We start from the raw sequence: 25,210 nt of genomic DNA on the forward strand, positions 1-25,210 counted from the left end.
AAAGGCAGCACTCGAATGCCCCTTGCGATCCATCCGGCTGGCATCCGCCTCGATGCCGTGAAGCAGCTTTCACCGGCCTATTTCGCGCTGGTGATGGCGACGGGCATCGTCTCGGTCGGCGCGTGGGACTTCGGGCTCGGCGCACTCGCGATCGGCCTGCTGGCCTTCAATGTCGTCGCTTATGGTGCGATCGCCGCGCTGACGATCCTGCGTGCGGTCCGCTATCCGCTCCTGTTCGTTTCGGACATGACCTCGCATCGGCAGGCGCCCGGCTTCTTCACCGCGGTGGCGGGCTCCTGCATCCTGGGTGTGCAGGTCCTGCTGATCGCGAAGAGCCTCGCGGCGGCGACAGTCTTTCTGGCGCTGGGGGTCGTGCTCTGGATCGCGCTCACCTACACGGTCTTCACTGCGTTTACCGTAAGGCGCGAGAAGCCGTCGCTCGAGCAGGGCCTCACCGGTGCCTGGCTGATCGCGGTCGTGGCGACGCAGTCGGTCGCGGTGCTGGCGGCATTGGTCGCGCGCGGCTGGCCACAGCCGCTCAGGCTCGAGCTCAACTTCTTCGCGCTCTCGATGTGGCTCTGGGGCGGAATGTTCTACATCTGGATCATCTCGCTGATCTTCTATCGCTACAGCTTCTTCGCCTTCTCCCCGGGCGATCTCACGCCGCCCTACTGGATCAACATGGGCGCCATGGCGATCTCCGCACTGGCCGGCGCGCGGCTCGTGGAAAACACGCCCGACGCGCCGTTCCTCGCCTCGCTGCTGCCCTTCCTGAAGGGCATCACGGTGCTCTACTGGGCGACCGGCACATGGTGGATCCCGATGCTGCTGGTGCTGGGCGTCTGGCGGCACATCGCGCGCCGCTTTCCGCTCAGATACGATCCGCTTTACTGGGGCGCGGTGTTCCCGCTCGGCATGTACGGCGTCGCCACCCACGAGATGACGAGAGCACTCGACCTGCCGCTCCTCGATCCCCTGCCGCTGGCCATGTTCGTTGCCGCGCTTGTCGCCTGGACGCTCGCCTTCGTCGGCCTCCTGCAGGATCTGCGCAAACGCGCAGCGTCTGCGAACAGAGCTGATGGAGACGGATCGAAAGCCACCGAGGCCGAGAGGGAGCACCCGCAAGGACGATAGTGGCGGAGAGGAAGGGATTCGAACCCTCGATACGGGTTATCCCCGTATAACGGTTTAGCAAACCGCCGCCTTCGACCGCTCGGCCACCTCTCCGCAGCCCGCTAGACCCCGGCGATCTTCCACGACGGATGCCGGGCGGTTCTAGCGGCGGGCCGCGGACGAGTCAAACAACGGCGCGGATTCTTCCGTCATTTCAGGCTCTTGGCCCTCGCGGCCCATTCATGCGACGGTGGTGGCCATGACCCAGCCGGCCCCCAGCTCCGTCGAGATGCTGAAGCGCCTCGTGGCCTTCGACACCACCTCGCGCAATTCGAACCTCGACCTCATCCGGTACATCCAGGCCTATCTCGCCGACTTCGAGGTCGAGAGCACGCTGGTGCCCAACGAGGACGGCACCAAGGCCAATCTCTACGCCTCGATCGGGCCGCAGGCGCCGGGCGGAGTCGTGCTGTCGGGCCATACCGATGTCGTGCCGGTCGACGGCCAGCCCTGGACGAGCGATCCCTGGACGCTCACCGAGAAGCCCGACGGCAATCTCTACGGCCGCGGCACATGCGACATGAAGGGCTTCATCGCGGCCGCCCTGTCCCATGTTCCCGCCCTGCAGCGGGCGAAGCTCGAGGTGCCGGTGCACTTCGCCTTCAGCTACGACGAGGAGGTCGGCTGCCTCGGCGCGCATTCGCTGGCCGAGAAGCTGATGGGCAATGTCCCCCGCCCGCAAGCCGTGATCGTCGGCGAGCCGACGATGATGAGTGTCGTCAATGCGCAGAACGCCGGCGGCGGCCTGATCGCGACCTTCAAGGGGGTCGAGGCGCATTCTTCCATGACCCATCTCGGCGTGAGCGCCATCCACTTCGCCGGCGATTTCATTCACTGGCTGAACGAGCTGCAGGAGGAGCTGGCGCAGCGGAAGCGGACCGACATCGACACGGTGCCCGGCCATACGACGATCAATGTCGGGATCGTGAGCGGTGGGACGGCGGCGAACATCCTGGCGCGCGAATGCGTACTCAACTGGGGCTACCGCACACTGCCGGGCGACGATGCCTCGGAGGTGCAGCGCCGCGCCGAACGGTATGTCGCCGAGCTCCTGCTGCCGGCGATGCGGGCCAGGCATCCCGACGCGGACATCACCCTGCGACGCCGGTCCTTCGTGCCCGGCCTCAAGCCGGAGGAGAACGAGGAAGCGGCCCGGCTGGCGCTGCAATGGACAGGCGGCAATCGCACCTATGCCGTGCCCTACGGCACCGAGGCGGGCATCTTCCGCAGCCACGGCATCCCGACGGTGATCTGCGGCCCCGGGGACATTTCCCAGGCGCACCAGCCCGACGAGTTCGTCGCCCGCTCGCAGATGGATGCCTGCGACGCCTTCCTCGCCAGGATGATCCGCTGGGCCGAGAAATGAGGGAGAAGGAAGCGGATCGGGTAGGGAGAGGCTTCACAGCCTCCCCCTCCCACACCACCGTACGTACGGTTCCGTATACGGCGGTTCGTCAAGCGCGGGTGAGGCGATGATGCAGTTGCTGGAGCGACGGCAGGCCGAGGGTGGCGAAGAAGGCGGCACGATAGGCGTTGTTCATGTGGCTGGCCCCGGCATTCCACCAGGGGCCGCGTCCGTTGGTGGCGGACTGCCACGCCCGAGCCTGATCGATGCCGCGCTGCATCAGTCGCTTGGCGCGTGTACGCGGACGCTTCCACTGCCGCCACAGCAGGCCGCGCAGCTTGCGCCGCAGCCAGCCATCGAGGTCCTCGAAGGCCCCCTTTGCCTGCGCCAGCCGGAAGTATTGCATCCAGCCACGCAGGATTGGAGCGAGGTCCTCGACGGTCCGGGCCAGGGTTCGTCCGCGTCCTTGGCGTAGCGTCATCCTGAGCTTGTTCCGCAGCCGGCCCACACTCTTGGCCGCCACCCGAAGGCGCGGCTGCTTGTGGGACGTCACGGTGTATCCCAGGAACGTTCGTACCCAAGGACGGTCAACCGCGCTCTTGGCGCTGTTGACCTTCAGCCGCAGTCGTTCGGCAAGGAACCGTGTGATCGACGCCATCACCCGCTCGCCGGCTGCCTTCGTCCGCACGTAGATGTTGCAGTCGTCGGCGTAGCGGCAGAAGGCATGGCCCCGTCGCTCGAGTTCCTTGTCGAGATCGTCGAGCAGGATGTTCGACAGCAACGGGGATAAAGGCCCACCTTGCGGCGTGCCTTCGGTCCGTACCGTCGTCAACCCGCCCGTCATCAACCCAGCCTGCAAGTAGCGGCGGATCAGCCGCAATACCCGCTTGTCCTCGACCCGGCGTGCCACCCGTGCCATCAGCACGTCGTGGTTCACCCGGTCGAAGAACTTCTCCAGGTCGAGGTCGACCACAAAGCGTCGGCCATCGGCCATGTGCGCCCGCGCGGCAAGCACCGCGTCGTGCGCGCTGCGCCCCGGACGGAAGCCGTACGAGGACGCTGAGAAGCCCGGATCGAACAGCGGCATCAGCACCTGATGCATCGCCTGCTGGATCAGCCGATCCAGGACCGTCGGGATGCCCAGTTGGCGCATCCCGCCGCCGGGCTTGGGGAGTTCGACCCCACGCACCGGCTTGGGCCTGTATCGATCGTCCAACAGTTCCTCTCTGACGCGCGGCCAGTGCTCCTTCAGGTGCGGCGCCAACTGCTCCACAGTCATCCGATCGATGCCTGCGGCGCCCTTGTTCGTCATCACCCGATGGTAGGCCGCCATCATGTTCTCTCGGCTGACGATCTTCTCCATCAGCCGCATCTCCTCCTCCGGATGGGAAGGTCGCGGTCTTGCCGTGGTGGTTGACGCACCCGTCCCCTGCTCTCGCGGCTGCCGGCCGCTACCCTCGGGGCGGGCATGGCGCATCTCAGCGCTATCGCCTGCGTCTGTTGTCACCATCGAAAGACCGACCTCCCTCCGGCACTTGATGTTCGGCCCTTTGTCGACCCGGTTCGCCGACTACTACGGCCTCTGCTGACTCCTGCCGCCCCATCCCGCCGCCTCGCAGCGCCGGTAGCACACCTGTTGCCAGGGGCAAGACGGCAGATCTCCCAGGGTAATGCGCGTGACCTTCGTGCCATCTACCTGGCGCATCTACGCCCGCCCCTTCCGGGTGATATTCGGGCTTCGGGCTTCTTGGCTCCCTCGCCCAGAGGCGGACGCCTCATATGCGCTTCCTGTTCGTCAGGCCGGCACTTTGCCTGCAGCTTCCTTCAGACCCCATCTCACGATGACGCCCTTGCCGTTCGGCTAACGGTTCCCATCACCAGGGCCCGTGAAGGACTTCCACCTCCAAGTCTTCGACCGGATACCAACTCGGTCAAATCGTGCCCTCGCACCTACGCGCCATGCCTGGCGCACCAAACAAAAAAGGCGGCCTGTCGGCCGCCTTTTCCGTTCCTGTGCGTGGCCCTTACTGGATCACGATCACGACGCGGCGGTTCTGCGGCTCGCGCACGCCGTCGGCCGTCGGGACCAGCGGATCGGCCTCGCCCTTGCCGATGACCGAGATCGCCGTCGCCGGCACGCCGTCACGCACCAGCGCGTCCTTGACCGCATTGGCGCGACGCAGCGACAGCGCCATGTTGTAGTTCTCCGGGCCCGACCGGTCGGTATGGCCGGTCGCGGTGATGCGGGCATTGCCCTTGGCCTTGTAGGCGTCGGCCGCCTGCTGGATCGTGTTCAGTGCTTGCTGCGAGAGCGTCGAGCGATCCCAGTCGAAGAACACCATGAACGACGGCGCGGCAACCGGCGGCGGCGGCGGCGGCGCGGCCTCGGGCGCACCACCGAACTTGAACGACACGCCGAGCATCACGGCGAAGCTGTTGTTGCTCCAGCTCGAGCCCTGGAAGCTCGGGTTCGTCGTGCCGAAGTACCGACCGCTCAGGTCGAAGCGCAGGTTCTGCGTGGCGTTCCAGCCCACGCCCAGGATGCCCTGATAGGCGAACTGGGTGCTGCGCAGCGGCAGGTCGGCATCGATGAAGCCGACGCCCGCGCCCGCGCCGATGAACGGAACGATCACGCCGCCCGCGTTGAAGTCATAGAGGATGTTGGCCATCACGGCCGCCTGGCCGATCTTGCCCTGGATCGCCTGTCCCGGGAAATTCGCGCCCGAGTACTGGTTCTCGTGGTACACGCCCTCGATTTCGACGCGCGGCCCGATGAAATCATAGCCGAACTTGCCGCCGGCCGCCCAGCCGGTGGCCGGGTAGACGCCTTGGCCGGCAATGGTGGTGTTGAGCAGCCAGCTCACCCCACCTTCCACGCCGCCATAGAAGCCGGGCGTCGGTGACTGCGCATGCGCCATGACGGGAAGCGCCGCAATGGCGACTGCCGCCACAAAAGCCTTCTTCATCGCTATCTCCCTTGCATTAATACTCTAATTTCACTCAACCGAGGCTGAAGCGGTCTCGAACATGGCCGAGTTTAGTCGAATTCCAGCCGAATCGCGACGAAGACGGCCAATTTGTGCAAATTGCGACTGCGCCTGTTGCAGGAGGGCCACACCAAGCCGCCCCGAATTGGGGGCGGCTGCCATCCGGGGTGCCCAGATATGCAAAAATGACGCTCAGCCGCCGCTGCGACGGCCGGCTTCGAACAAAAACCAGGTTCGCTTCTCGGTCTCGTCGATCCAGTTCTCGATCAGGCTCGCCGTTGCAACATCGTTGTGCTCGTCGCAGAGCTCGTGAAGCGTCCGCATATTGGCGGTCAGTTGCTTGTTGTCCTCGCGCAGCTCGGCCAGCATGTCCTCCGGCGTGACGTACTCGGCGTCATTGTCGAGGACGCGCTGCAGCTTCGTGATCTGCCCCACCGACCGGATCGTCATGCCGCCGAGCTTGCGGACGCGCTCGGCGATCGGGTCGCCCATGGCGTAGATCTCATCGGCCTGCTCGTCGAGCATCAGATGGTAGTCGCGGAAATGCGGGCCCGAGACGTGCCAATGGAAGTTCTTGGTCTTGAAATAGAGGGCAAAAACGTCCGCCAGCAGGATATTGAGCCCGCCCGAAATGTCCTTCGTCGCGTTGGCGCCGAGATCGGTCGGCGTGGCCAAGGCGGCGGCCTGACGGCTTTTGACGGTCTTGTTCATGAGCGGGTTCTCCTCAAGGCGCGATGGTATGGTCTAGACCGATTCCAAAAACAGAATGTCATCTCCTGCCATCGACCTCGTCAGTTGAGGAAGGGCACCGCCATCCCTTTGGTCACTGCGGGACGGGCGTTGATGACATCGTACCAGCGCTTCACGTTGGGGAAGTCCGCGAGATCGACCTTGTGCCACTCGTGCCGCGCGGTCCAGGGGAAGATCGCGATATCGGCGATCGTGTAGTCGGCGCCGGCGGCAAAGGCATTGGCGGCAAGCTGCCGGTCGAGAACGCCATACAGCCGCTTGGCCTCGTCGACATAGCGCTTGATGCCGTATTCGATCTTGTCGGGCGCGGCGCGCAGGAAATGGTGGGCCTGGCCGAACATCGGCCCGACGCCTCCCATCTGCCACATCAGCCATTCGAGCGTCTTGTAACGTTGCACCGGTTCCCTGGACAGGAACTTGCCGGTCTTCTCGGCGAGGTAGATCAGGATCGCGCCCGATTCGAACAGGGCGATCGGCTTGCCGCCCGGACCGTCGGAATCGACGATCGCCGGAATGCGGTTGTTGGGGCTGATCTTCAGAAACTCGGGCTTGAACTGCTCGCGCTTGGAGATGTCGACCTTGTGCACGTTGTAGGCCAGCCCGCATTCCTCGAGCATGATGGACACCTTGCGGCCGTTGGGCGTGCCCCACGTGTGAAGCTCGATCATTCCCTGCTCTCCCCCTGAACGCTTTCCTCAGACCTCGTTCGAATCGTCGAAGGCCGAATCGTCTCCGAAATCGTCGCCGTCGCCGTCCGAATCATCCGGGGACGCATCGTAATTGTCGGCGGCGCCATCGTCCTGCGCGAGATCGGCAGAGGAGATCTGATCGGGCGGCATCAGCGGGTTCGCTGCAGCAGCCGCAGCGGGCGGCTCGGGATAGCCGACGCTGCCGAAAGGGCTGCCGGTGTTGGCAAGCAGGTTGCGAATTCCGTCGAACAGAAGCGCGCCGCCGGCGACGCCGGCCGCCGTCGCGAGGGCGGAGCGCAGGAAGCCGCCGCCGGCCGATGGCTGGGCTGCGGCAGCCGCCGGCGGAGGAGAACGCATGGCAGCCGTAGCGGGAGCAGCCGCAGCCGCAGCCGACGGTGCGGCTCCCCAAGGCCCGATCCTGGGCGCGCTCTCGAGAAAGCCGGGTTGAGCCGCGGCCGCCTTCGCCTTGGCCTCGAGCTCGGCGATCCGTTCCTGCGCCGCCTTCAGCGCATGCTCCTGCACCAGCACAGTCTGCGTGAGCAGGTAGGGCGCGCCGGGTTGCCGGGCGATCAAGCTCGCGATCAGGCGCTCGGCTTCGGGATCGCGGGGCTGCGCTTCATAAGCCTTCAGTCGATTGAACAGGCCTTCGATGAGGTCGCGTTCCTGGCTTTGCATGACGGTGCCTCCTGCTCCCCCGAAGTGCCGTCAACGTGGTCGGCGGCCGGGCGACCGTCAAGGGCGGGTCATCGCGGCTAAACGCGCCTGAAATCCATGATCCAATTGGTCTCCCAGCTGTTGCCTTCATCGAGCGAGAAGGCCTGCTCCCAGCGCGCGGAGCCGGCTGCGATGCGCGACCACACGTAGCGCACCCGGATCGGCCGGCCGCACCATTCGTCGTCGCCATAGAACGTGCCGATGCCCTTGGCAAAGCGCCCGACGACCGGAGGAAACGGGCAGCCCGGACAGCGGCTATCGTACCAATGGATGGTCCACCTGTCCTTGTCGAAGTCGTAGAGGCGCAGGCTCATGCCGCGATAACGATCGCCCGGCAAGGCAATGTCGCTCTCGTCGCTATTGCCGAAGCCGTCGAGGACCTTGCGCGCGGCGCAGGTGCCGTCGAACTCGATCCAGTCGTGGCAGTCGTCGAGCCGCCGCGCCAGATAGCGATGGCGGCAGTTCCAGATCCCCATGAGGAAATCGAAATCCGGGCTGGGCTTGGGACGGGTTTGCAGCATGGCGCTCTCCTGTGGCGAGTGTCCCCTCCTACGCCCGCCTTCCTGCCATCTCTTGTCAGGATTTTTTGCTATACCGCCTGCATGCGCGCGAGCCGCCTCCTCTCGATCCTGCTGATGCTGCAGACCCGCGGCCGGTTGACGGCCGAGACGCTGGCCGAGACGTTCGAGGTGTCGGTGCGCACGATCTATCGTGACATCGAGCAGTTGAGCGCCGCCAATGTGCCGGTCTATGCAGATCGCGGCCCGGGCGGCGGCTTCCAGCTCCTCGACGGCTTCCGTACCAAGCTCACCGGCCTGACCGAAAGCGAGGCCGAGACCCTGTTCGTGGCGGGCCTCCCCGGTCCCGCCTCGCAAATGGGCCTTGCCGATCAGCTCCTCTCGGCGCAGCTCAAGCTCACGGCCGCCCTGCCCGAGCGCAACCGGGCCGGCGCGCGGCGCATCGCGCAGCGCTTTCACCTCGATCCCGTGGACTGGTTCAAGAGTCCGGAAGCGGCGCGCCTGCTGCCCGAGATCGCCCGCGCCGTGTGGAGCGACAGCATGATCGAGATCGCCTATCAGCGCATGGATCGGCGGGTCACCCGGTGGCTGAAGCCGCTCGGCCTCGTGCTGAAGGCCGGTACCTGGTATCTCGTGGCGGAGATCTCCCAGCAGCTCAGGACCTACCGCATCTCCAACATCGTGGAGCTTGCCGTCACCGGCGAGCGTTTCACGCGACCGAAGGAGTTCGACCTGGTGCGCTTCTGGACCGACTCGTCGCGCGCCTACGAGGTCGGGCTCTATCGCGACAAGGCGTTGCTGCGGCTGTCGCCGCGGGGCTTCGGCCGGCTCGAGCAGATGAGCGCCACGGTGGCCGAAGCCGCGCGCGAGGCGGCGCAGCCGCCGGAGCACGACGGCTGGCGGCGGGTCGAGATCCCGATCGAGTCGGTGGAGCAGGCGGCGCTCGACCTTTTCCGCCTCGGCACCGAGGTCGAGGTGCTGAAGCCCAGGGAGCTCCGCCGCCGCCTCGCCGCCGCCGCGCGGGCGATGGCGAGGCTCAATGCGTGATTGCTAACGCACCACGGCCGCAGTCTGGCCGAACAGGATCTTGCGTTGCTCCTCGGTATTGATGCCTGGCTGCGCGCGCAGATCGCCGCCGACTGCCCTGCCCTTCACCACCGCCGGGCGCTTGCCCATCGACTCCTCGAACCAGCGCCTGAGATGGGGGAAGTCCTCGAGCTTCTGCCCGTAGTTCTTGAAGCCCACGACCCACGGCCAGATCGCCATGTCGGCGATCGAAAGCGCGCCGGCGACGAACTCGCGGTCGGCCAGTCGCTTGTTCAGCACGCCGAACAGGCGGTTGACCTCGTTGGTGTAGCGCGCCTGGCCGTATTCGAGCTTCTCCGCCGGATTGAACTGCGGTGCATAGACGTTGAAGTGATTGGCCTGTCCCGCCATGGGTCCAAGTCCGCCCATCTGCCAGTTCACCCATTGCAGCACCTCGTACTTGCCGCGCAGGTCTGCGGGCAGGAACTTGCCCGCCTTCTCGGCGAGATACTGCAGGATCGCACCCGACTCGAAGACCGAGACGGGCGCACCGCCGTCCGCCGGCGCGTGGTCGACGATCGCCGGCATGCGGTTGTTGGGGCTGATCCTGAGGAACTCGGGCTTGAACTGCTCTCCCGTGCCGATATTCACCGGCACGATCCTGTACGGCAGGCCGCATTCCTCGAGCATGATGGAAATCTTCCAGCCGTTGGGCGTGGGCCAGTAGTGCAGGTCGATCATCTCGGTCCTCCTGGGACGATTTTCGTTGGCCGGAGCCTAGACGAACGGCCTATTGGTCCGAAGCAAGGAAGCTTCATCGCGCCCATTAGGAAAAGGTCCGGCGAATGGCTCGTTGGTCGTCACCTTGGCCGATTTTCCACGGGACGCTTGCAAAGCGCCTCACCGCCCGCGATTGAAGATCAGTCGGCCATCGGGAGACGAACGTGTCTTATGTCAAATCGGTCCTTCAACCGGGCGAAAGCATCAGGGCGATCGGCAAGCTGCACTGGATCATCTTTACCCGTGCCCTCGTGCTGCTGGCGGCCGGCCTCGTTCTCCTGATCTACGGCGGCACCCTGTCCCAGCGACTCGGCCGGCTGGTCGAGCTCGTCGGCTGGCTGGTGCTGGCGATGGGCGTCCTGGCGCTGCTCCACGCCTGGTTCATCCGCTGGATCACCGAGCTTGCTGTCACGAACTATCGGGTGATCTACAAGCGCGGGTTCCTCAGCCGCTACACGGTCGAGATGCACATGAACAAGATCGAGACGATCGATGTCGAGCAGTCGATTCTCGGCCGGCTGTTGGGCTTCGGCACCATCCGCCTGCGCGGAACCGGACAGGGCATCGAGAACCTGAGGCAGATCGCGGCCCCGCTCGAGCTGCGCAGCGCCATCATGGCGCACTGATCGGCGTCAGGACTGCAGCGGCGCGCGGGCGCCCTGACCGAAATAGGCCTGCTCCAGCCGGTTCGGGAGATCGGCCTCGTCGGTGCGGGCCTGCAGCACGATCGAGCCACGCGCCAGGGCATAGACGCGGTCCGCGGTCGCCAGGGCCTTCTCGATGAGCTGCTCCACCAGCAGGATCGCCGTCCCGCTCTGGCGAAGCTGCGCTGCCGCGGCGAGAACCCGGTCGACCAACACCGGCGACAGGCCGGCCGACGGCTCGTCCAGCATCAGAAGCCGCGGCCGCCGCACCAGGCCCTGTGCGACCGCCAGCATCTGCTGCTGGCCTCCGGACAAGGTGGCGGCGAGGTCACCGCGCTTCTCGGCGATCTCCGGAAAGAACGCCAGCGCCTCTTCCGCCTGCCGCATCCGCACGGCCCGCGGCAGGCCGTAGCCGGCGAGCAGCAGGTTGTCGAACACCGAAAGCTGCGTGAAGACACGATGCCCCTCGACCACATGGACGAGGCCGGCCGACACCGTCTCCCTCGGCCCCGCTGCACTCATGTCCCTGCCGGCGAAGCGGACGCGGCCGCTCCTCGGCAGCAATCCCGAGATCGCCCGCAACAGCGTCGTCTTGCCCGCACCGTTCGGCCCCAGCAGCGCCACGGCCTCTCCCGCCCCGATCGACAAGTCGATGCCCCTAAGCACGCCGATCTTGCCGTAGCCGGCCGACAGGCCGGTCACCTCGAGCAACGGATCACGCGCCGAGATAGGCACTGACCACCTCCCGATGCGAGCGGATTTCTTCCGGCGTGCCGGCGGCAAGCACGCGACCCAGATTCAGCACGGTCACCCGGTCGCAAATGTCGAAGATGAGATCGGCGTGGTGCTCGACCAGGAGCACTCCCGTCCCGGCCTGGCTGATCGCCTTGATAAGGGCCCCGAGCCGACGGATCTCCTCGGCCGACAGGCCGGCGGCGGGCTCGTCCAGCAGCAGGCAGACAGGCCGCAGCATCAGCCCGCGCGCGATCTCCATGAAACGCAATTCGCTGTGCTGCAGGCGATCGGCGCGCACGTCGGCGAGCGACTCGAGGCCCACGGCGGAAAGCGCCAGCATCGCCCGCTCCCGCAACGATGCCTCGTCGCGGCCGTGGCGCGGCAAGGTAAGCAGCGATTCGACGAAGGAGGCCCGGCCGTCGATCGTGCCGCCGAGCATCACGTTCTCCATCACCGAGGCGCTGCCGATCAGCCGCGGCGTCTGGAAGGTGCGGGCGATGCGGCAGCGCGCCCGCAACTGCGGTTGGCGCGGCGGCAGCACAGTCCGATCCAGTCGCACCTCCCCGGCCTGCGGCGCGTAATAGCCCGAGATCACGTTCAACGTCGTGGTCTTGCCGCTGCCGTTGGGGCCGATCAAGCCGTGCACCTCGGCCGACCTCACTGCGAGATCGAGACCCGTGATCGCCTGCACGCCGCCGAAGCCGAGCGAGATGCCCGACAGCGCCAGCGTCTCGCCGCGCCCGTTCCCGAGCAACTGCGTCAGCAGCGCCGGCCGCGGCACGATCTCGCGATGCTGCTCGAGCGGACGACGGTTCTTGAAGTCGATCAGGTCGGCAATGCCGCCCGGCACGACCAGCACGATCGCCAGGAGAAGGGCCGCATAGAGGAAGGTCGACCACGCGACGAGCGGCGCCGCGACCTCGGGCAACGCCGTCAGGAGCAAGGTGCCGAGCAGCGGCCCGAGAACCGACCCGCGGCCGCCGATCAGGATGGCGATGAAGAACAGGACCGACAGGTCGAAGGTGAAGGCGTCGGGCGTGATGTAGGACTGCAGCGAGGAGAAAAGCCCGCCGGCCACGCCCGCCAGGGCGCCGCTGAACAGGAAGACCGTCATCAGCAGGCGCGGCTTGGCGATGCCCGACGCCTCGGCCGCGACCTCCGCGTCGCGGATCGCCACCAGGGCGCGACCGAAGCGGCTGGCGGCAAGATTGATCGTCATCCATGTGCAGAGCGCGGCGAGCAGAAGGCAGAGGTAGTAGAGGCCCCAGTCGCCGGTGAACGGCCAGCCGAACAGCGGACCGGCCACGCCGACGCCGCCGCCGGTCACGCTCTTCCAGGCCAGCGCCACCTGGGTGACGATGGTCGAGAAGCCGAGGGTGGCCATGGCGAAATAGAAGGTCCGCAGCCTGAGCGCCGGCAGGCCGACGATGAGACCGAATACCGCCCCGATCGCGGCCGCCGCGACGAGGGCGAGGTAGGGCGAGACCGCCGGCATCGCCGTTCCCGCCGTCATCGCGCTCGTCGTGTAGGCGCCGAGGGTCAGCAGGCCGACCCAGCCGATCGCGATCTGGCCGGCAAAGCCCACCACCATGTTCAATCCCGCGACCAGCACCCAGTAGACGCACGCGCGGGTGACGATGACGCCCCAGTAGGAATCGCCCAGCAGCGGAAAGGCCAGGCCGGCCAGCCCCAGCGCCAGGAGCGGCGCCGCCCTCTCGACGCGGGCAAGCCAGCCCGACCGATGCACCGCGGCGGCCATGACCGTCTGCGCCACTCCCATCACACGCGCCGCGAGGCGGTGGCGCCCGCGAGCCCCTCCGGCCGCAGAAGCAGCACCGCGATGAACACCACGAACACGGCGACGGCGGCGAAGATGCCGCCGACCAGGAAGTTGGCCGCCTGCTGGAAGAGGCCGAGCGCCAGGCCGCCGATCACCGCGCCGCGGTTGCTGCCCATGCCGCCCAACGCCACCGGCACGAAGCCGTAGAAGCTCAGGATCGCCTGATTGCCGAAGAACGCGAGCAGCATCTCGCCCCCGGTGAAGCCCGCAAGCGTGCCGATGACGCCGGCGAGCGCGAAGCTCGCCAGGCGCAGTCGCTGCTCGGGCAGGCCGAGCGCCCGCGCGGCATAGCTGTCCTCGGCGATGGCGAGAAAGGCGCGCCCGACCAGGGTGCGGCGGTACAGCAATTCCAAGCCGACGATCGTCGCCGCGCAGGCCAGCAGCGGCAGCCAGAATTGCTGGTCGAGCCAGCCCGAGCCGATCGGGATGAGGCGCGGGAAGGGTTGCGCCTCGGTGCCCCATTCGATGGCGGTGAACTGCTGGACGAGCAGGGCGAAGGCGAGCGTCGACAGCACGTAGAGATGCTGCTCGATGCTCTTCAGCACCGGCCGCACCGCGACGATCTCGGTGACGACGCCGAGCATCGCGCCGCCGGCCAGCACGAGGACGAAGCCGACGATGGCCGGCAGGCCGAGCTTGTCGATGAACAGGGCGCCCAGCACGCCGCCCAGCATGCCCAGCATCCCCGCAGTGAAGCTGAATACGCGCGAAGCCGAGAACATCACGTTGTACGTGATGCCGACCAGCGCATAGACCGCTCCTACCGCCAGGCCGTAAGAGACGATCGATTCGAGCATAGGCTAGTGGACCAAATCTAACATTTCGATTCGCGAGGGGATTCCCGATCGGGCTCGCGTATGCGAGTCAGAGGAATGCACGAGCGAACGAACTTTCAGTTGAATGCCACGGACCGTGGCGAGCTGGAGGCGGTGGTGGCCAACCGCAACAGCCCGCAAAAGCACGTCTGGCGGGCAAGGATCGTTCTTTTGACCGCCGACGGGCATGGCACTGCCGAGATCATGCGTGCCACCGGCAAGGCCAAGACGGTGATCTGGCGCTGGCAGGAACGGTTCGGGGCGGAAGGTGCAGCGGGGCTGTGGCGCGACAAGACACGCCCGTCGCGCATCCCGCCGCTCCATCCCGAGGTGGCCGAGCACGTTGTCGCCATGACGCTGGCAGGGCCGCCGTCGGGGGCGAGCCATTGGACCGGCCCGGCGATGGCCGAGGCGGCCGGGATCAGCGTCAGCTCGGTGCAACGGATCTGGCGCGCCCATGGCCTGAGGCCGCATCTGGTCCGCCAATTCAAGCTGTCCAATGATCCGCAGTTTGCCGCCAAGCTCAGGGACATCGTCGGGCTGTACGTCAATCCGCCCGACCACGCCATCGTGCTCTCGGTCGATGAAAAGAGCCAAATCCAGGCGCTGGACCGCACCCAGCCGGGACTGCCGATGAAGAAGGGGCGCGCCGGCACCATGACCCACGACTACAAGCGCCATGGCGTCACCACTCTGTTCGCCGCCCTCGACGTCCTGGAGGGCAAGGTTATCGGCCAGTGCATGAAGCGCCATCGTCATCAAGAGTTCATCCGCTTCCTCAACGCCATCGATGCAAGGACACCCAGGAGAAAGACGATCCACGTCATCATCGATAACTATGCCACCCACAGCCATCCCAAAGTGATGCAATGGCTCGACAAGCATCCGCGGTTCGCCTTCCACTTCACCCCAACGTCGGCGTCCTGGCTCAATGCCGTCGAGGGCTTCTTTGCAAAGCTCGCGAACAAACGCCTCAAGCGCGGCGTCTTCCGATCTCTTCGCGAACTCAAAGACGCCATCCACTGCTTCCTTCGCCTCCACAATGCAGACCCAAGGCCCTTCATCTGGACAAAGGACCCCAACAAAATCATCGCCGCCGTCAAACGAGGGCACCAAGTGTTAGATTCCATCCACTAGCTGGCGTAGCCCGGAGCGAGGTTGAAGGCGCCGTCGCGCAGGGAGTTGACCTCGCACATCACGACCTCGTCGTCCTGGAAGCCGTTGTGCTGCTGGGGCGTGAAGGTGATGTCGCCGTAGACCCCGGGCCAGTCCTTGAGCTTGTTCCAGTAGTCCGTGATCTCCTTGGGCGAGCTGCCGGCCGCCTTGACCGCGTCCGCCATCATATGGATGCCGTCGTAGCCGAGCGCGATCCACCAGAGCAGCGTGTCGCCCATGTCGATCTTGGCCTTGTGCAGCTTCTCCACGAACTCGGCGGCGCGCGGCGGCAGCTTGCCGTCCTTGCCGAAGCAGACGTTGCGGAAGTTGTTGGAGTAGACCTTGTTCCAGTACTCGGGCTTTTCCAGCAACGCCTTCGTCTGTCCCGATCCCAGGGTGGTCTGGCCGACGATCGGCACGTCCCACTCCATCTTGCCGCGCGTGTTGCAGATGCGGGACAGGAAGCCCGCATTGACGCTCCAGGGCATGATGGCCTCGGCGCCGGCCTCGCGCATGCGCAGCATGTCGGGCTTCAGGTCGGGGTTGGCGGCGTCGATATTGGCCTGGTAGACCACCGTCGCGCCCTTCTCCTTCAGCATCGGCACATAGGCCTGCACGGAGGCCGTGCCGTAGCCCGTGGTGTCGCTCACCACGGCCACCTTCTTTCGCTTCAGGACATCGACCACGTAGCGGTTGGCCGCGGCGCCGATCTGCTGATTGGTCGGCGCGTCGCGAAAGCACATCGGGTATTTCTTGACGTCGGTCAGCGAATCGACCCAGCACGGATGCAGTTGAGGAACGCCGTCGCGTGCCACCAGCGGCACCGCCGCCAGGGATTCGCCGGAATTGAGCGGTCCCCAGACGATATTCACTTTCTGCCGTTTGGTGAGCTCGGCGGCGCCGTTGACGGCCTTGGTGGGATCGCTCTGTGTGTCGCGCACGATCAGCTCGATCTTGCGTCCATTGACGCCGCCCGCGGCGTTGATCTCGTTGACGGCAAGCTCGGTGCCGCGATTGATGCCGATGCCGGTCGAGGAACTGGGCCCGGTCAGTGCCGGCAGATAGCCGATCTTGATCGGCTCGGGTGCCGCGATGGCGGGACTCGCAAGGCCGCCCGCCAGCGACAAGGCGCCAGCGGCGGATCCGGACAGGACTTGGCGACGCTTGATCGACATGCCGTTTCCTCCGACAGAATTCTGTTTTGTTTTGCGGAACTACTCCCTTGATGCGGGCGGCACCATAGCACGTGCATCGGCTATCGCAGAACGCGGCATTGCCTGCGCGAGCCCGCCGTGACGCGAACGTCGTGCCGATATGTTCAACAACCTGCGAGCTTAAGGCTGCAAGCCCTGTGCGACGGCGTCGTCGACGCGCTCGAGCCAGATGAACTCGAGTGCGTTGCGGACTTCCTCGGGAATGTCGTCGTAGTCGCGCTTGTTGCGCGCCGGCAGCATCACGCGCTTGATGCCGGCGGCGGCCGCGGCCACGACCTTCTCCTTGATGCCGCCCACCGGCAGCACCAGCCCGCGCAGGCTGATCTCTCCGGTCATCGCCGTGTCGCTGCGCACGGTGCGGCCGGTCAGGAGCGAGGTGAGCGCCATGAACATCGCCACGCCCGCGCTCGGCCCGTCCTTCGGCGTGGCGCCTGCCGGTACGTGGACATGGATGTCGCTCTTGTCGAAGCTCGCCGCGTCGATCTTGAGCGTAGCCGCCATGCTTTTCACCAGGCTGAGCGCCGCCTGCGCGCTCTCCCGCATGACCTCGCCGAGCTGGCCGGTCAGCATCAGCTTGCCGTTGCCGGCCGCCCGGGTCGCCTCGATGAAGAGGATGTCGCCGCCGACCGGCGTCCAGGCGAGACCCGTGGCAACGCCCGGCACCGTCGAGCGCATCGCGATCTCGTTCTCGAAGCGCGGTGCGCCCAGGATCTTCTCGACCAGCGCGACATCGACGCGCCTGGAGCCCGTCGTCCCCTGCGCGACCTCGACCGCGATATGGCGCAGCACGCGGCCGATCTCGCGTTCGAGGCTGCGCACTCCCGCTTCGCGCGTATAGCTCTCGATGATGCGGCTCAGAGCGGCATCCTCGAACTCGACCTGGTCCGGCTTCAGGCCGTTGGCCTCGAGCTGGCGGCGCACGAGATAGCGTTTGGCGATCTGCAGCTTCTCGCCCGCCGTATAGCTCGAGAGCGAGATGATCTCCATGCGATCGCGCAGCGGCCCCGGAATCGTCTCGAGCATGTTCGCGGTCGTGATGAAGACGATGCGGCTCAGGTCGAACGGCACGTCGAGATAGTTGTCGCGGAACGTGCTGTTCTGCTCGGGATCGAGGACCTCGAGCATGGCGGCCGACGGGTCGCCATGGATGCCGGCGCCCATCTTGTCGATCTCGTCCAGCATCATGACGCAGTCGCGCGCGCCGGCCTTGCGGATGGCCTGGATGATGTTGCCGGGCATGGCGCCGACGTAGGTTCGACGATGGCCGCGGATCTCGGCCTCGTCATGCACGCCGCCGAGGCTCACGCGCACGAACTTGCGGCCCATCGCCCGGGCGATCGACTGGCCCAGCGAGGTCTTGCCGACGCCGGGCGGGCCGACGAAGCAGAGGATCGGCGCCTTGCCCTCGGGCGCGAGCTTGCGCACGGCGAGATATTCGACGATGCGCTGCTTGATCTTCTCCAGGCCGAAATGGTCGGCATCGAGGACGCGGCGCGCTTCGGCGATGTCGATGTCCTTCGACTCCGGCGGCGCCCAGGGCAGCTCGATCAGGATGTCGAGGTAGGTGCGGATCATGCCGTATTCGGCCGCCGCCTCGGGCGTGCGCTGCAATCGCCGCAGCTCCTTGCGCGCCACGGTCTCGACCTCGGCCGGCATCTTCGCCGCCCCGATCGCCTTCTCGAGGTCGGCCAGCTCCTGCTTGTTGGAGCCCTCCTCGCCCAGCTCGCGCTGGATCGCCGCCATCTGCTCGCGCAGCAGCACCTCGCGCTGACGCGTGTCGAGCGACGCCTTCGTCTGCTTGCCGATCTCGGCCGAGAGCCGCAGCACCTCGAGCCGATGGGCCAGCAGCCTGGTCACGCGGTCAAGGCGCGGCACGAGATCGACGGTTTCGAGCAGCCCCTGCTTCTCGGCCGGCTCCGCATCGAGATAGGTCGCCGCCAGATCGGCCATCAGGCCCGGCGAGGCCGTCGCTTCGACGGTCTGCCTGAGCTCGGGCGGTGCCTGCGGCAGAAGGTCGAACACCTCGCGGATCTGGTTGCGCAGGACGAGAAAGCGGGCTTCGACCTCCGGTCCGCCCGTGGTCGGTTCGGCAAGGTGCAGGCCGCGCGCCAGCAGGAACGGGTATCCCTCGACGAACTCGCTGATCCGGAAACGCTGGACACCCTGGCAGACGATGTGATGCCCGCCCTCGGGACTGGTCATGTAGCGCAGGATGTTGGCGACCGTGCCGACGCGATGCAGATCGTCCGGCGCCGGCTCGTTGTTCTGCGGATCACGTTGCAGCAGGAGCACGATCTGCCGCTGCTCGCGCACCGCCTGCTGGATGGCCGCGACCGACGAGGGCCGCCCGACCGTCACCGGCAGGACGACCTCCGGAAACAGCACCATGTTGCGCATCGGCACGACGATCAGCGCGTCGGTCGGCAGCGGCCGCTGGACTTCCGGGCCGGTGCCGGTGTTCACATCGGGCGGGCTCATGGCGCCGCCTTTCGGTTGGCTTTGGGCAGCTCGATCACGACACAGCCATTCAGCACCGCCGTCTTCGGTGTCTCGTACCGTCCCGCCGGCAGGGGGATGCGCCTCTCGAACCGCCCCTGCGGCAGCTCGAGCCGATGGATCCGGGCGATCCGGAGCTGGGGCGGCAGCAGGCGCTCGCCGGCGATCATCAGGATGCCGTTCTGGATAGCGACCTCGACCTGGTTGGGATCGACGCCCGGCAGGGCCACCAGGATCAAGACCGACTCGTCGGTCTCGAGCACATCGGTCGGCGGTTCCCAGGCCGGTGCATTGTGCCGAAGAGCGGCGGACGGGCTGAAAACCTGGCGGTGCAGCCGCTCGGCGCGCGCCAGCATCTGCAGCGCCTCCGACCACATCCAGTTGCGGGGATCATCACTGGTCATTCGCAGCTATATGGGGAGCCGCCTGGCCGCTGCATACCCTCCTCCCTCAATCCGGTCGATACCGCCCGCTCGCTCCATCAGTTCACCAACGCCTGATAGACGAGCTGGCGCAGCACGGCATGGTACTGCTCGCCCGCCGCCGGCGACTGCATCATGAAGACAACGTACAGGCGCTCGCGGGGGTCGTGCCAGAAGTAAGTCCCCCAGACGCCGCCCCAATGGTAGTCATACGGCGAGCCCGGCAGCGGGTTCCGTCCCTGGTCGACGCGAACGGCAAATCCCAGGCCGAACCCCTGCCCCATCTGCCGGCTGGGCTCGAGCGGCCCCAGCCGCCACATGTCGTCCCCCATCTTGATGTCGGGAGGAAGATTGTCCGCGGTCATGAGATCGATCGTCTTGCGCGAGATGACCCGCACCCCGTCGAGCTCGCCGCCGTTGGCGAACATCTGCAGAAAGCGCGCATAGTCCGATGCGGTCGAGACCATGCCGGCGCCGCCGGATTTCCAAGTTGCGCGGTACGTCACGTCGGGAATCGGCGGCAGCTCGTTCCGCGGCCCTTCCTTCTGCGGATGCGCGCCGCGGCCCTTCTTGTCCGGCGAGACCTCGAAGCCGGTGTCGCCGAGCTTCAACGGCTTGGCGATCCGCTCCTCGATTAACTTGTCGAGCGGCAGGCCGGAAACGACCTCGATCACGCGGCCCAGGACGTCGGTGGACATCGAATATTCCCAGTGCGTGCCCGGTTGATAGAGCAAGGCAAGCCTGGCGAGCTTGGCCGCCATCTCGGCATTGGTCTGGTCGCCATCCATCACCTTCATGTCGTAGTAGGACCGCTTCACCGGGTTGCCGCCGAGGGCGCCGTAGGTGAGACCCGACGTGTGCCGCATCAGATCGAGTATGGTCATCGGCCGCTTCTGCGGCTCGAGCCCCATCTCGACCGTTCCATCGGCATTTGTCCGGGTCACCGAGACCTTGGTCTCGCCGAAGGCGGGAATGTATTTCGCGACCGGGTCGGCCAGCGACATCTTTCCCTCCTCGACCAGCGTCATGGCGGCCACCGAGGTGATCGGCTTGCTCATCGAGGCGATGCGGAAGATCGAGTCGGTCTGCATCGGCGCCTTGGCCTCGCGGTCGCGATAGCCGAAGGCGTCGAACATCACGATCCGCCCGTTGCGCGCGATCAGGACGACGGCCCCCGGGATCTTTCCCTCCTTCACGTCCGCCTCGATGCGGTCCGACAGGCGCTTGAGCCGAACCGACGAGAAGCCGACCTCCTCCGGAGACTGCGCCGTGGGAATACCCTGACCGACGGCGGGCAGGGCAATCCCCACGACCAGTGCTGCCAAACCAAGAACGCGAAGCGCCGACATGCCGATCTCTCCCCTGATGCTCGGCGCATCAAAGCATCGATGGTCGTTCGCAGTCAGGCGAAAAGGACTCGCTGCACCAGCCAGAAGGCGCCGGCCGCGGCGACGGCCACCGAGAGCGCCTGCGGCAGCCGCGCGATGCGGCCCGGTTTCGCCAGCCAAACCACGACCGGCATGACGACGGCAACGAACGCGAGCTGACCCAGCTCGACACCGACATTGAAGCCTATCAGCGCACGGACCATGGCGGCGCGCGGCAGGCCGAGTTCGGTCAGGGCGCTGGCGAAGCCTAGGCCGTGCACCAGGCCGAACAGGACCGCGATCAGCCAGCGCTGCGCCGTCCGGGCCGGCGCCAGCAGATTCTCCAGCGCCACCCAGATGATCGTTGCCGCGATCAGCGGCTCCACGATGCGCGACGGCACATCGACGATGCCGAGCGTCGCCAGGCTCAGGGTGATGCTGTGCGCGATGGTGAAACCGGTGACGATCCTGGCGATCGGCCAGAAGCCGCGCGTCAGGGCCAGCAACGCCAGCAGGAACAGGAGATGGTCGGGACCGCTCAGGATGTGCTCGGCGCCCATGCCGATGAAGCCCAGCCATCCCGTCGTCGCCGCGCCGGAAAGCTCGACGGTCGCCTCGTGTCGGCCCTCGCCCAGGGCGAGTTCCACCGAAGGCTGGCCGGGCATGCGCACGCTCATCACGGTCTGGAAGTGACTCCCCAGGACGTCCGGCCAGTCGTCGCGGATCGTGAGCGTCCCGGCCATCCGCGGACAGGAAAGCGTCATCTCGAGCATCACCTTGTCGTTGCCGCGTGTGCCCTGGACCGTGATGCGGCCCGGCACGCAGGCCGCGCCGGCGACGGAAAACCGTGCATGGTCGCGCGCGGCCTGGGCCATGCGCGCCGCCGCGGCAACATCGCCATCGGCGGCGGCGAGCAGCATCCGCCCCACCGCCTCGTCCTGCTCCGTCGGCACCAGGGTAAGACGATAGGACAGCCGCCCGTCATCGACCTCCACGACCGCGAGACCGGTGCTGGTGACGTGCGCCGCCGCACCAGAGGTACTCGCGAAGACGAACCACAGAGCAATCAGGAGCCGCTTCATTCCTGCCGCTCCCCCACCGCCCGCTCCCACGCGTCGGCCACATAGGTCGGAAGCAGCGGCACCCCGTCGACGCCCGCGACGCGGGCATAGCGTGCCGAACCCAGCGGGTTGCGGCCGCCGAAGCGCACGCCGAACGCGGCGCCGTTCGAGGCGCGCACCTCGACGCGCAAGCTGTCGGCGGTCAGGGCGTATTCCGACTCGGGCACCTGCGCCACCTCCTCCGCCGTCAACACGCGCAGCGGACCGGCATCGCGCAAGAGACGCAGCGCGGCGTCGATCCGCTGGCCGGCGTCGGCAGGGACCGGTTGCGGCGCCTCGACGACCCGCCACGCGCCCTCGCGTCGGAACCGCCATGTCCTGCCGCCGGCGACGATCTCGACCTCGCGCGCATCGTCGGGCGCAAAGGCGGTCAGCAAGCCCGCCGGCTTGAAGTGGGTCAGCCCCGCATCCGGTCGCCCGCCGGTGAGCGCGAGGCTGAGGACGAAAAGGAGCGCGGCGGCCGCCGCCAGCGGCCAGGCGAGACGACGGATCAGCGACGGCGCCATAGCCACACCCCCAGCCCGGCGCAGGCGACCGCGCCCGGCAGCAGGATCGCCGTAAGGATGAAGATCCAGCGCACCTCGGCGTTGGTCAGCGTGACCAGCGGCAGCACCTCGACCGGTGGCTTGAGCGTCGGCAGCCGCTCCTCGTGCAGCAGCCACGAGATGCCGGCCAGCACGATGTCGGCATTGGCGAGGTAAGGGAAGAACGAGTTGCTGGCGAAATCCGCGTCGCCCACGACGACCATCCGATAAGGTCTGGCGTCGGCCGACAGGCGGCCCTCGGCGGCCACGGCGAGCGGATAGGCGCGCTTGGGCTCGGTCGCGGCCTCCTCGCGATAGCGCATGCGATCGAGCGCGATGTAGCTCCTGGCGCTGCTGGCGAAGAGCGCCACGGCCCTGACGCCGTCGCGCGGCGCCGGTTCGACCGGCCGCGCCCCGGGATAGAACGAAAGCGCCTGGGCGCGGGTCACCGGATGGTTGGCGTAATGCGTGATGGCGATCATCTGCTCGTCGGTGAAGTAATGCTCGGCCGGATCGACGATCACGCCCTCGCCGATCCGTGCGCCCGCGTCGGCGATCAGGTCCGCGAGGCGCGGCTCGACGGCGAAATCGGGCTCGACCAGCAGCATGTAGCTGCCGCCCTGCTCGAAATAGCGCCGCAGCACGTCCGCCTCGGCGGGAATGTGCGGCGTGCGCGGGTTGGCATCGACCAGGACGGCGCAATCCTGCGGCAGGGATTTGCCCGGCCGCAACTCGGCCTTGCGCGGCTCCAGCCCAAGCTTCTCGATCGCGCGGCGCAGCCGGCCGAGCCCGTGCTGCTGCATCTGGACGAGGCCCATGCCCTCGCTGTTGTGGCTGTGCGTATGGCTGCCCTCGAAATGCGTGTGGAACTCGAAATTGTCGATGTCGTATTCGCCGTGGCCGGTGGCAAAGCAGACGACCGGCTGGCGGCGGCGCAGCGCCCGCAGGATGCCGAGCGCGATCTCGCGGTCATCGGTCGTCACGACCTGGAGGCGATGCGTCTCGGCGGCAATGACCGCCGTGTTGTAGAGCTGGACGCCGAAAGCGCCGGCACGGCCCGGATTGCGGTCGATATCGACCGCCTCGAAGGACAGGTTGGAGTTGAGACGCGCCAGCAGTTCCAGCATGGTGACGGCGGCGCGGCCGGCCGCGTTTCCCTTCTGATAGAAGTAGACCACCTGCACCGGCTCGCGCAGCGAGCGCACGATGTCCGCCGCTTCGCGCGAGGGCGTGAACGCCGCCTCCCGGGTGAAGTCGAGATGGGCGTCGTGGCGATAGACGGCGACGTTCGCCGCCAGGGTGGCCGCCAGCGCAAGCGCGATCACGCCCATCCGCAAGGCCCACCGCCGCCAGCCCGCTCCATAGGCCCGCAGCCGCAGCGCGGCGGCGAACATGACCATGAGCGCCGCGATGCAGCCCACGAACCAGAGCGCGTCCAGCCATTCGGACTGCTCGCTGCTCATCGCTCGACCAGGCGGCGGGTGCTGAGGAACAGCGCCAGAAGCGCCAGCGTCACGAAGTAGCAGATGTCCGAGACGAACACCGATCCCGTGACCATCGGCCGGAAGTGCCCGATCAGCGACAGGTTGATCGCCAGCACATCGAGCGGCGGCGGCAGCAGATAGGATACCGAATCGGCGAACCACAACATCAGGGCCGTGCCCATGGTCAAGGCCGCCGCGACCACCTGGTTCTCGGTGAGGCTCGACATCAGGAGCCCGATCGCCACGATCAACGCGGCATGGCAGACGACCGCGAGATAACCGCTGGCGATCGGTCCCCAGTCCGGCGAGCCGTGAGCATCGAGGACGACGGCGTAGACGACGGCGGCGAGATACATACCCACCACCAGGGCGAACACCGCCAGGAACTTCGCCAGCACGATCCACACCTCGCCGACCGGCGCCGTCAGCAGGAGCTCGAGCGTGTCGTGCCGCCGCTCCTCCGCGAAGGCCCGCATGGTCAAGGCGGGCACGAGGAGGATGGTCAGCACGTACATCTGGTGGAAGATGTAGATCAGGTTGGCGACCTTGGTCGCAAACAGCGTCAGGCTGAAGGTGTAGCCCAGGACCAGCAGAAAGACCGCCGCCACGGTATAGGCGATCGGCGAGCCGAAGGTCGCCAGCAGCTCCTTGCGCAACAGGACGGCGAGCGTCTTCATGCCAGCGACAGGAACCAGGCTTCGAGGTCCGGGGTGTCGGCCATCGCGCGCACGCCGCGCAGACGTCCGTCGAGCAGCACGCCGACGCGATCGGCCGTTCGCGCGACCTCGCCCAGCACATGCGAGCTCATCAGCACCGTGTGGCGGCCGGCGAGCCCGCGGATCAGCGCGCGGACTTCGATGATCTGACGCGGATCGAGCCCGTTCGCCGGCTCGTCCAGGATCAGCAGCGGCGGATCGTGCACGAGCGCCTGCGCGATCGCGGTGCGCTGGCGATAGCCGCGGGACAGCGTGCGCGCCGGCCGGTCGGCGACGGCATCCAGCGCGAGGGCCGCGATCACGCGGTCGACCGCCTCGGCGACGGCCCGACCGCTCATGCCGCGCAGCTGCGCCATGAAGGCCAGGAACTCGCGCACGCGCATATAGCCGTAGACGGGCGCCGCCTCCGGCACATAGCCGATCAGCCGCCGCGCCTCCCTGGATTGCCCGACGGCGTCGCAGCCGCAAATCTCGAGCCCCCCGCCGGTCGGCAGCAGATAGCCGCTCAGCAGGCGGATGAAGGTGGTCTTGCCCGAGCCGTTGGGACCCAGCAGGCCGAAGATCTCGCCGGATCGGATCTCGAGGTCGAGCGAGTCCAGCGCCAGCGTCGCGCCGTAACGCTTGCTCACGCCGCGCGCGACCACGGCCACGGCGCTCTCCTCCCCCGATCGGGAAGGAGCCGGATGGAGATGCGC

At 66.9% G+C, this 25,210-nt stretch carries 24 protein-coding genes and 1 tRNA gene; 5 read left to right on the forward strand and 20 right to left on the reverse strand.

Features of this window, described 5'->3' with window-relative positions; translation table 11 throughout:
• Positions 1-15 precede the first annotated feature (15 nt).
• Positions 16-1,134: a tellurite resistance/C4-dicarboxylate transporter family protein gene (locus OJF58_RS25095; protein ID WP_300780596.1), complete on the forward strand. Its 1,119-nt coding sequence runs from the start codon at positions 16-18 to the stop codon at positions 1,132-1,134.
• Here OJF58_RS25095 and OJF58_RS25100 read toward each other — a convergent pair.
• Positions 1,135-1,227, reverse strand: a tRNA-Ser gene (locus OJF58_RS25100).
• A gap of 145 nt (positions 1,228-1,372) precedes the next feature.
• Between OJF58_RS25100 and argE the strand changes: the two genes are divergently transcribed.
• Positions 1,373-2,539: an acetylornithine deacetylase gene (argE, locus tag OJF58_RS25105; protein ID WP_300780597.1), complete on the forward strand. Its 1,167-nt coding sequence runs from the start codon at positions 1,373-1,375 to the stop codon at positions 2,537-2,539.
• 88 nt (positions 2,540-2,627) lie between these two features.
• Here argE and ltrA read toward each other — a convergent pair whose 3' ends face one another.
• The 6 genes from ltrA to OJF58_RS25135 form a co-directional block, all read right to left on the reverse strand.
• Entirely contained in the window at positions 2,628-3,881 is a 1,254-nt protein-coding gene (ltrA, locus tag OJF58_RS25110; protein WP_300778228.1) for a group II intron reverse transcriptase/maturase, read from the reverse strand.
• 661 nt (positions 3,882-4,542) lie between these two features.
• A complete protein-coding gene (locus OJF58_RS25115) occupies positions 4,543-5,484 on the reverse strand; it encodes an OmpA family protein (protein WP_300780598.1) in 942 nt (313 codons plus the stop codon).
• Between the two features lie 213 nt (positions 5,485-5,697).
• Positions 5,698-6,216 carry a DNA starvation/stationary phase protection protein gene (locus tag OJF58_RS25120; RefSeq protein ID WP_300780599.1) on the reverse strand — a complete coding sequence of 173 codons (519 nt, stop codon included), beginning with the start codon at positions 6,214-6,216 and terminating at the stop codon, positions 5,698-5,700.
• Positions 6,217-6,296: 80 nt separating this feature from the next.
• Positions 6,297-6,923, reverse strand: coding sequence for a glutathione binding-like protein (locus OJF58_RS25125; protein ID WP_300780600.1), 627 nt, complete (start codon positions 6,921-6,923; stop codon positions 6,297-6,299).
• 27 nt (positions 6,924-6,950) lie between these two features.
• Complete coding sequence (locus OJF58_RS25130; protein ID WP_300780601.1) at positions 6,951-7,619, reverse strand: DUF2076 family protein; 669 nt, start codon at positions 7,617-7,619, stop codon at positions 6,951-6,953.
• Positions 7,620-7,696: 77 nt separating this feature from the next.
• Entirely contained in the window at positions 7,697-8,179 is a 483-nt protein-coding gene (locus tag OJF58_RS25135; protein WP_300780602.1) for a DUF1579 domain-containing protein, read from the reverse strand.
• An 81-nt stretch (positions 8,180-8,260) separates the two neighbouring features.
• Here OJF58_RS25135 and OJF58_RS25140 point away from each other — a divergent pair, with 81 nt between their 5' ends.
• Positions 8,261-9,223, forward strand: coding sequence for a YafY family protein (locus OJF58_RS25140; RefSeq protein ID WP_300780603.1), 963 nt, complete (start codon positions 8,261-8,263; stop codon positions 9,221-9,223).
• 3 nt (positions 9,224-9,226) lie between these two features.
• Here OJF58_RS25140 and OJF58_RS25145 read toward each other — a convergent pair whose 3' ends face one another.
• Positions 9,227-9,943, reverse strand: a complete 717-nt coding sequence (locus tag OJF58_RS25145; RefSeq protein WP_300780604.1) for a glutathione S-transferase N-terminal domain-containing protein — start codon at positions 9,941-9,943, stop codon at positions 9,227-9,229.
• A gap of 203 nt (positions 9,944-10,146) precedes the next feature.
• On the opposite strand from OJF58_RS25145, the gene OJF58_RS25150 reads away from it, so the two are divergent.
• Entirely contained in the window at positions 10,147-10,608 is a 462-nt protein-coding gene (locus OJF58_RS25150) for a PH domain-containing protein (protein ID WP_300780605.1), read from the forward strand.
• A gap of 6 nt (positions 10,609-10,614) precedes the next feature.
• Here the strand turns inward: OJF58_RS25150 and OJF58_RS25155 are convergent, their stop codons facing one another.
• From OJF58_RS25155 to OJF58_RS25165, 3 genes are read right to left on the reverse strand one after another with little or no spacing between them, the layout of a single operon-like run.
• Positions 10,615-11,361, reverse strand: a complete 747-nt coding sequence (locus OJF58_RS25155; RefSeq protein WP_300780606.1) for an ABC transporter ATP-binding protein — start codon at positions 11,359-11,361, stop codon at positions 10,615-10,617.
• Complete coding sequence (locus tag OJF58_RS25160; RefSeq protein WP_300780607.1) at positions 11,342-13,141, reverse strand: branched-chain amino acid ABC transporter ATP-binding protein/permease; 1,800 nt, start codon at positions 13,139-13,141, stop codon at positions 11,342-11,344. The genes OJF58_RS25155 and OJF58_RS25160 overlap by 20 nt, the downstream gene beginning before the upstream one ends.
• Positions 13,141-13,998, reverse strand: a complete 858-nt coding sequence (locus OJF58_RS25165) for a branched-chain amino acid ABC transporter permease (RefSeq protein WP_300780608.1) — start codon at positions 13,996-13,998, stop codon at positions 13,141-13,143. The genes OJF58_RS25160 and OJF58_RS25165 overlap by 1 nt, the downstream gene beginning before the upstream one ends.
• 75 nt (positions 13,999-14,073) lie before the next feature.
• Between OJF58_RS25165 and OJF58_RS25170 the strand changes: the two genes are divergently transcribed.
• Positions 14,074-15,153 carry an IS630 family transposase gene (locus OJF58_RS25170; RefSeq protein WP_300779365.1) on the forward strand — a complete coding sequence of 360 codons (1,080 nt, stop codon included), beginning with the start codon at positions 14,074-14,076 and terminating at the stop codon, positions 15,151-15,153.
• Here the strand turns inward: OJF58_RS25170 and OJF58_RS25175 are convergent.
• From OJF58_RS25175 to OJF58_RS25215, 9 genes are all read right to left on the reverse strand, one after another.
• Positions 15,150-16,346, reverse strand: coding sequence for an ABC transporter substrate-binding protein (locus OJF58_RS25175; protein WP_300780609.1), 1,197 nt, complete (start codon positions 16,344-16,346; stop codon positions 15,150-15,152). The genes OJF58_RS25170 and OJF58_RS25175 overlap by 4 nt on opposite strands.
• Before the next feature lie 159 nt (positions 16,347-16,505).
• Positions 16,506-18,863, reverse strand: coding sequence for an endopeptidase La (gene lon, locus OJF58_RS25180; RefSeq protein WP_300780610.1), 2,358 nt, complete (start codon positions 18,861-18,863; stop codon positions 16,506-16,508).
• The gene (locus tag OJF58_RS25185; RefSeq protein WP_300780611.1) at positions 18,860-19,285 is read right to left on the reverse strand and encodes an Hsp20/alpha crystallin family protein; all 426 of its coding nucleotides are present in this window, start codon (positions 19,283-19,285) and stop codon (positions 18,860-18,862) included. The genes lon and OJF58_RS25185 overlap by 4 nt, the downstream gene beginning before the upstream one ends.
• A 77-nt stretch (positions 19,286-19,362) precedes the next feature.
• On the reverse strand, positions 19,363-20,652 hold the full coding sequence (locus OJF58_RS25190; RefSeq protein ID WP_300780612.1) for a serine hydrolase domain-containing protein: 1,290 nt from the start codon (positions 20,650-20,652) through the stop codon (positions 19,363-19,365).
• A 53-nt stretch (positions 20,653-20,705) separates the two neighbouring features.
• Entirely contained in the window at positions 20,706-21,752 is a 1,047-nt protein-coding gene (locus tag OJF58_RS25195; RefSeq protein ID WP_300780613.1) for a HupE/UreJ family protein, read from the reverse strand.
• Entirely contained in the window at positions 21,749-22,297 is a 549-nt protein-coding gene (locus OJF58_RS25200) for a hypothetical protein (RefSeq protein WP_300780614.1), read from the reverse strand. Before OJF58_RS25200 ends, OJF58_RS25195 begins: the two co-directional genes overlap by 4 nt.
• Positions 22,282-23,778, reverse strand: coding sequence for a Gldg family protein (locus tag OJF58_RS25205; RefSeq protein WP_300780615.1), 1,497 nt, complete (start codon positions 23,776-23,778; stop codon positions 22,282-22,284). The genes OJF58_RS25200 and OJF58_RS25205 overlap by 16 nt, the downstream gene beginning before the upstream one ends.
• Positions 23,775-24,476: an ABC transporter permease subunit gene (locus OJF58_RS25210; RefSeq protein ID WP_300780616.1), complete on the reverse strand. Its 702-nt coding sequence runs from the start codon at positions 24,474-24,476 to the stop codon at positions 23,775-23,777. The genes OJF58_RS25205 and OJF58_RS25210 overlap by 4 nt, the downstream gene beginning before the upstream one ends.
• Positions 24,473-25,165 (reverse strand): ABC transporter ATP-binding protein, encoded by a 693-nt coding sequence (locus tag OJF58_RS25215; RefSeq protein WP_300780617.1) that lies wholly within the window; start codon positions 25,163-25,165, stop codon positions 24,473-24,475. Before OJF58_RS25215 ends, OJF58_RS25210 begins: the two co-directional genes overlap by 4 nt.
• Positions 25,166-25,210 lie beyond the last annotated feature (45 nt).

The organism is Enhydrobacter sp., assembly GCF_030246845.1.
Lineage (GTDB): Bacteria > Pseudomonadota > Alphaproteobacteria > Reyranellales > Reyranellaceae > Reyranella.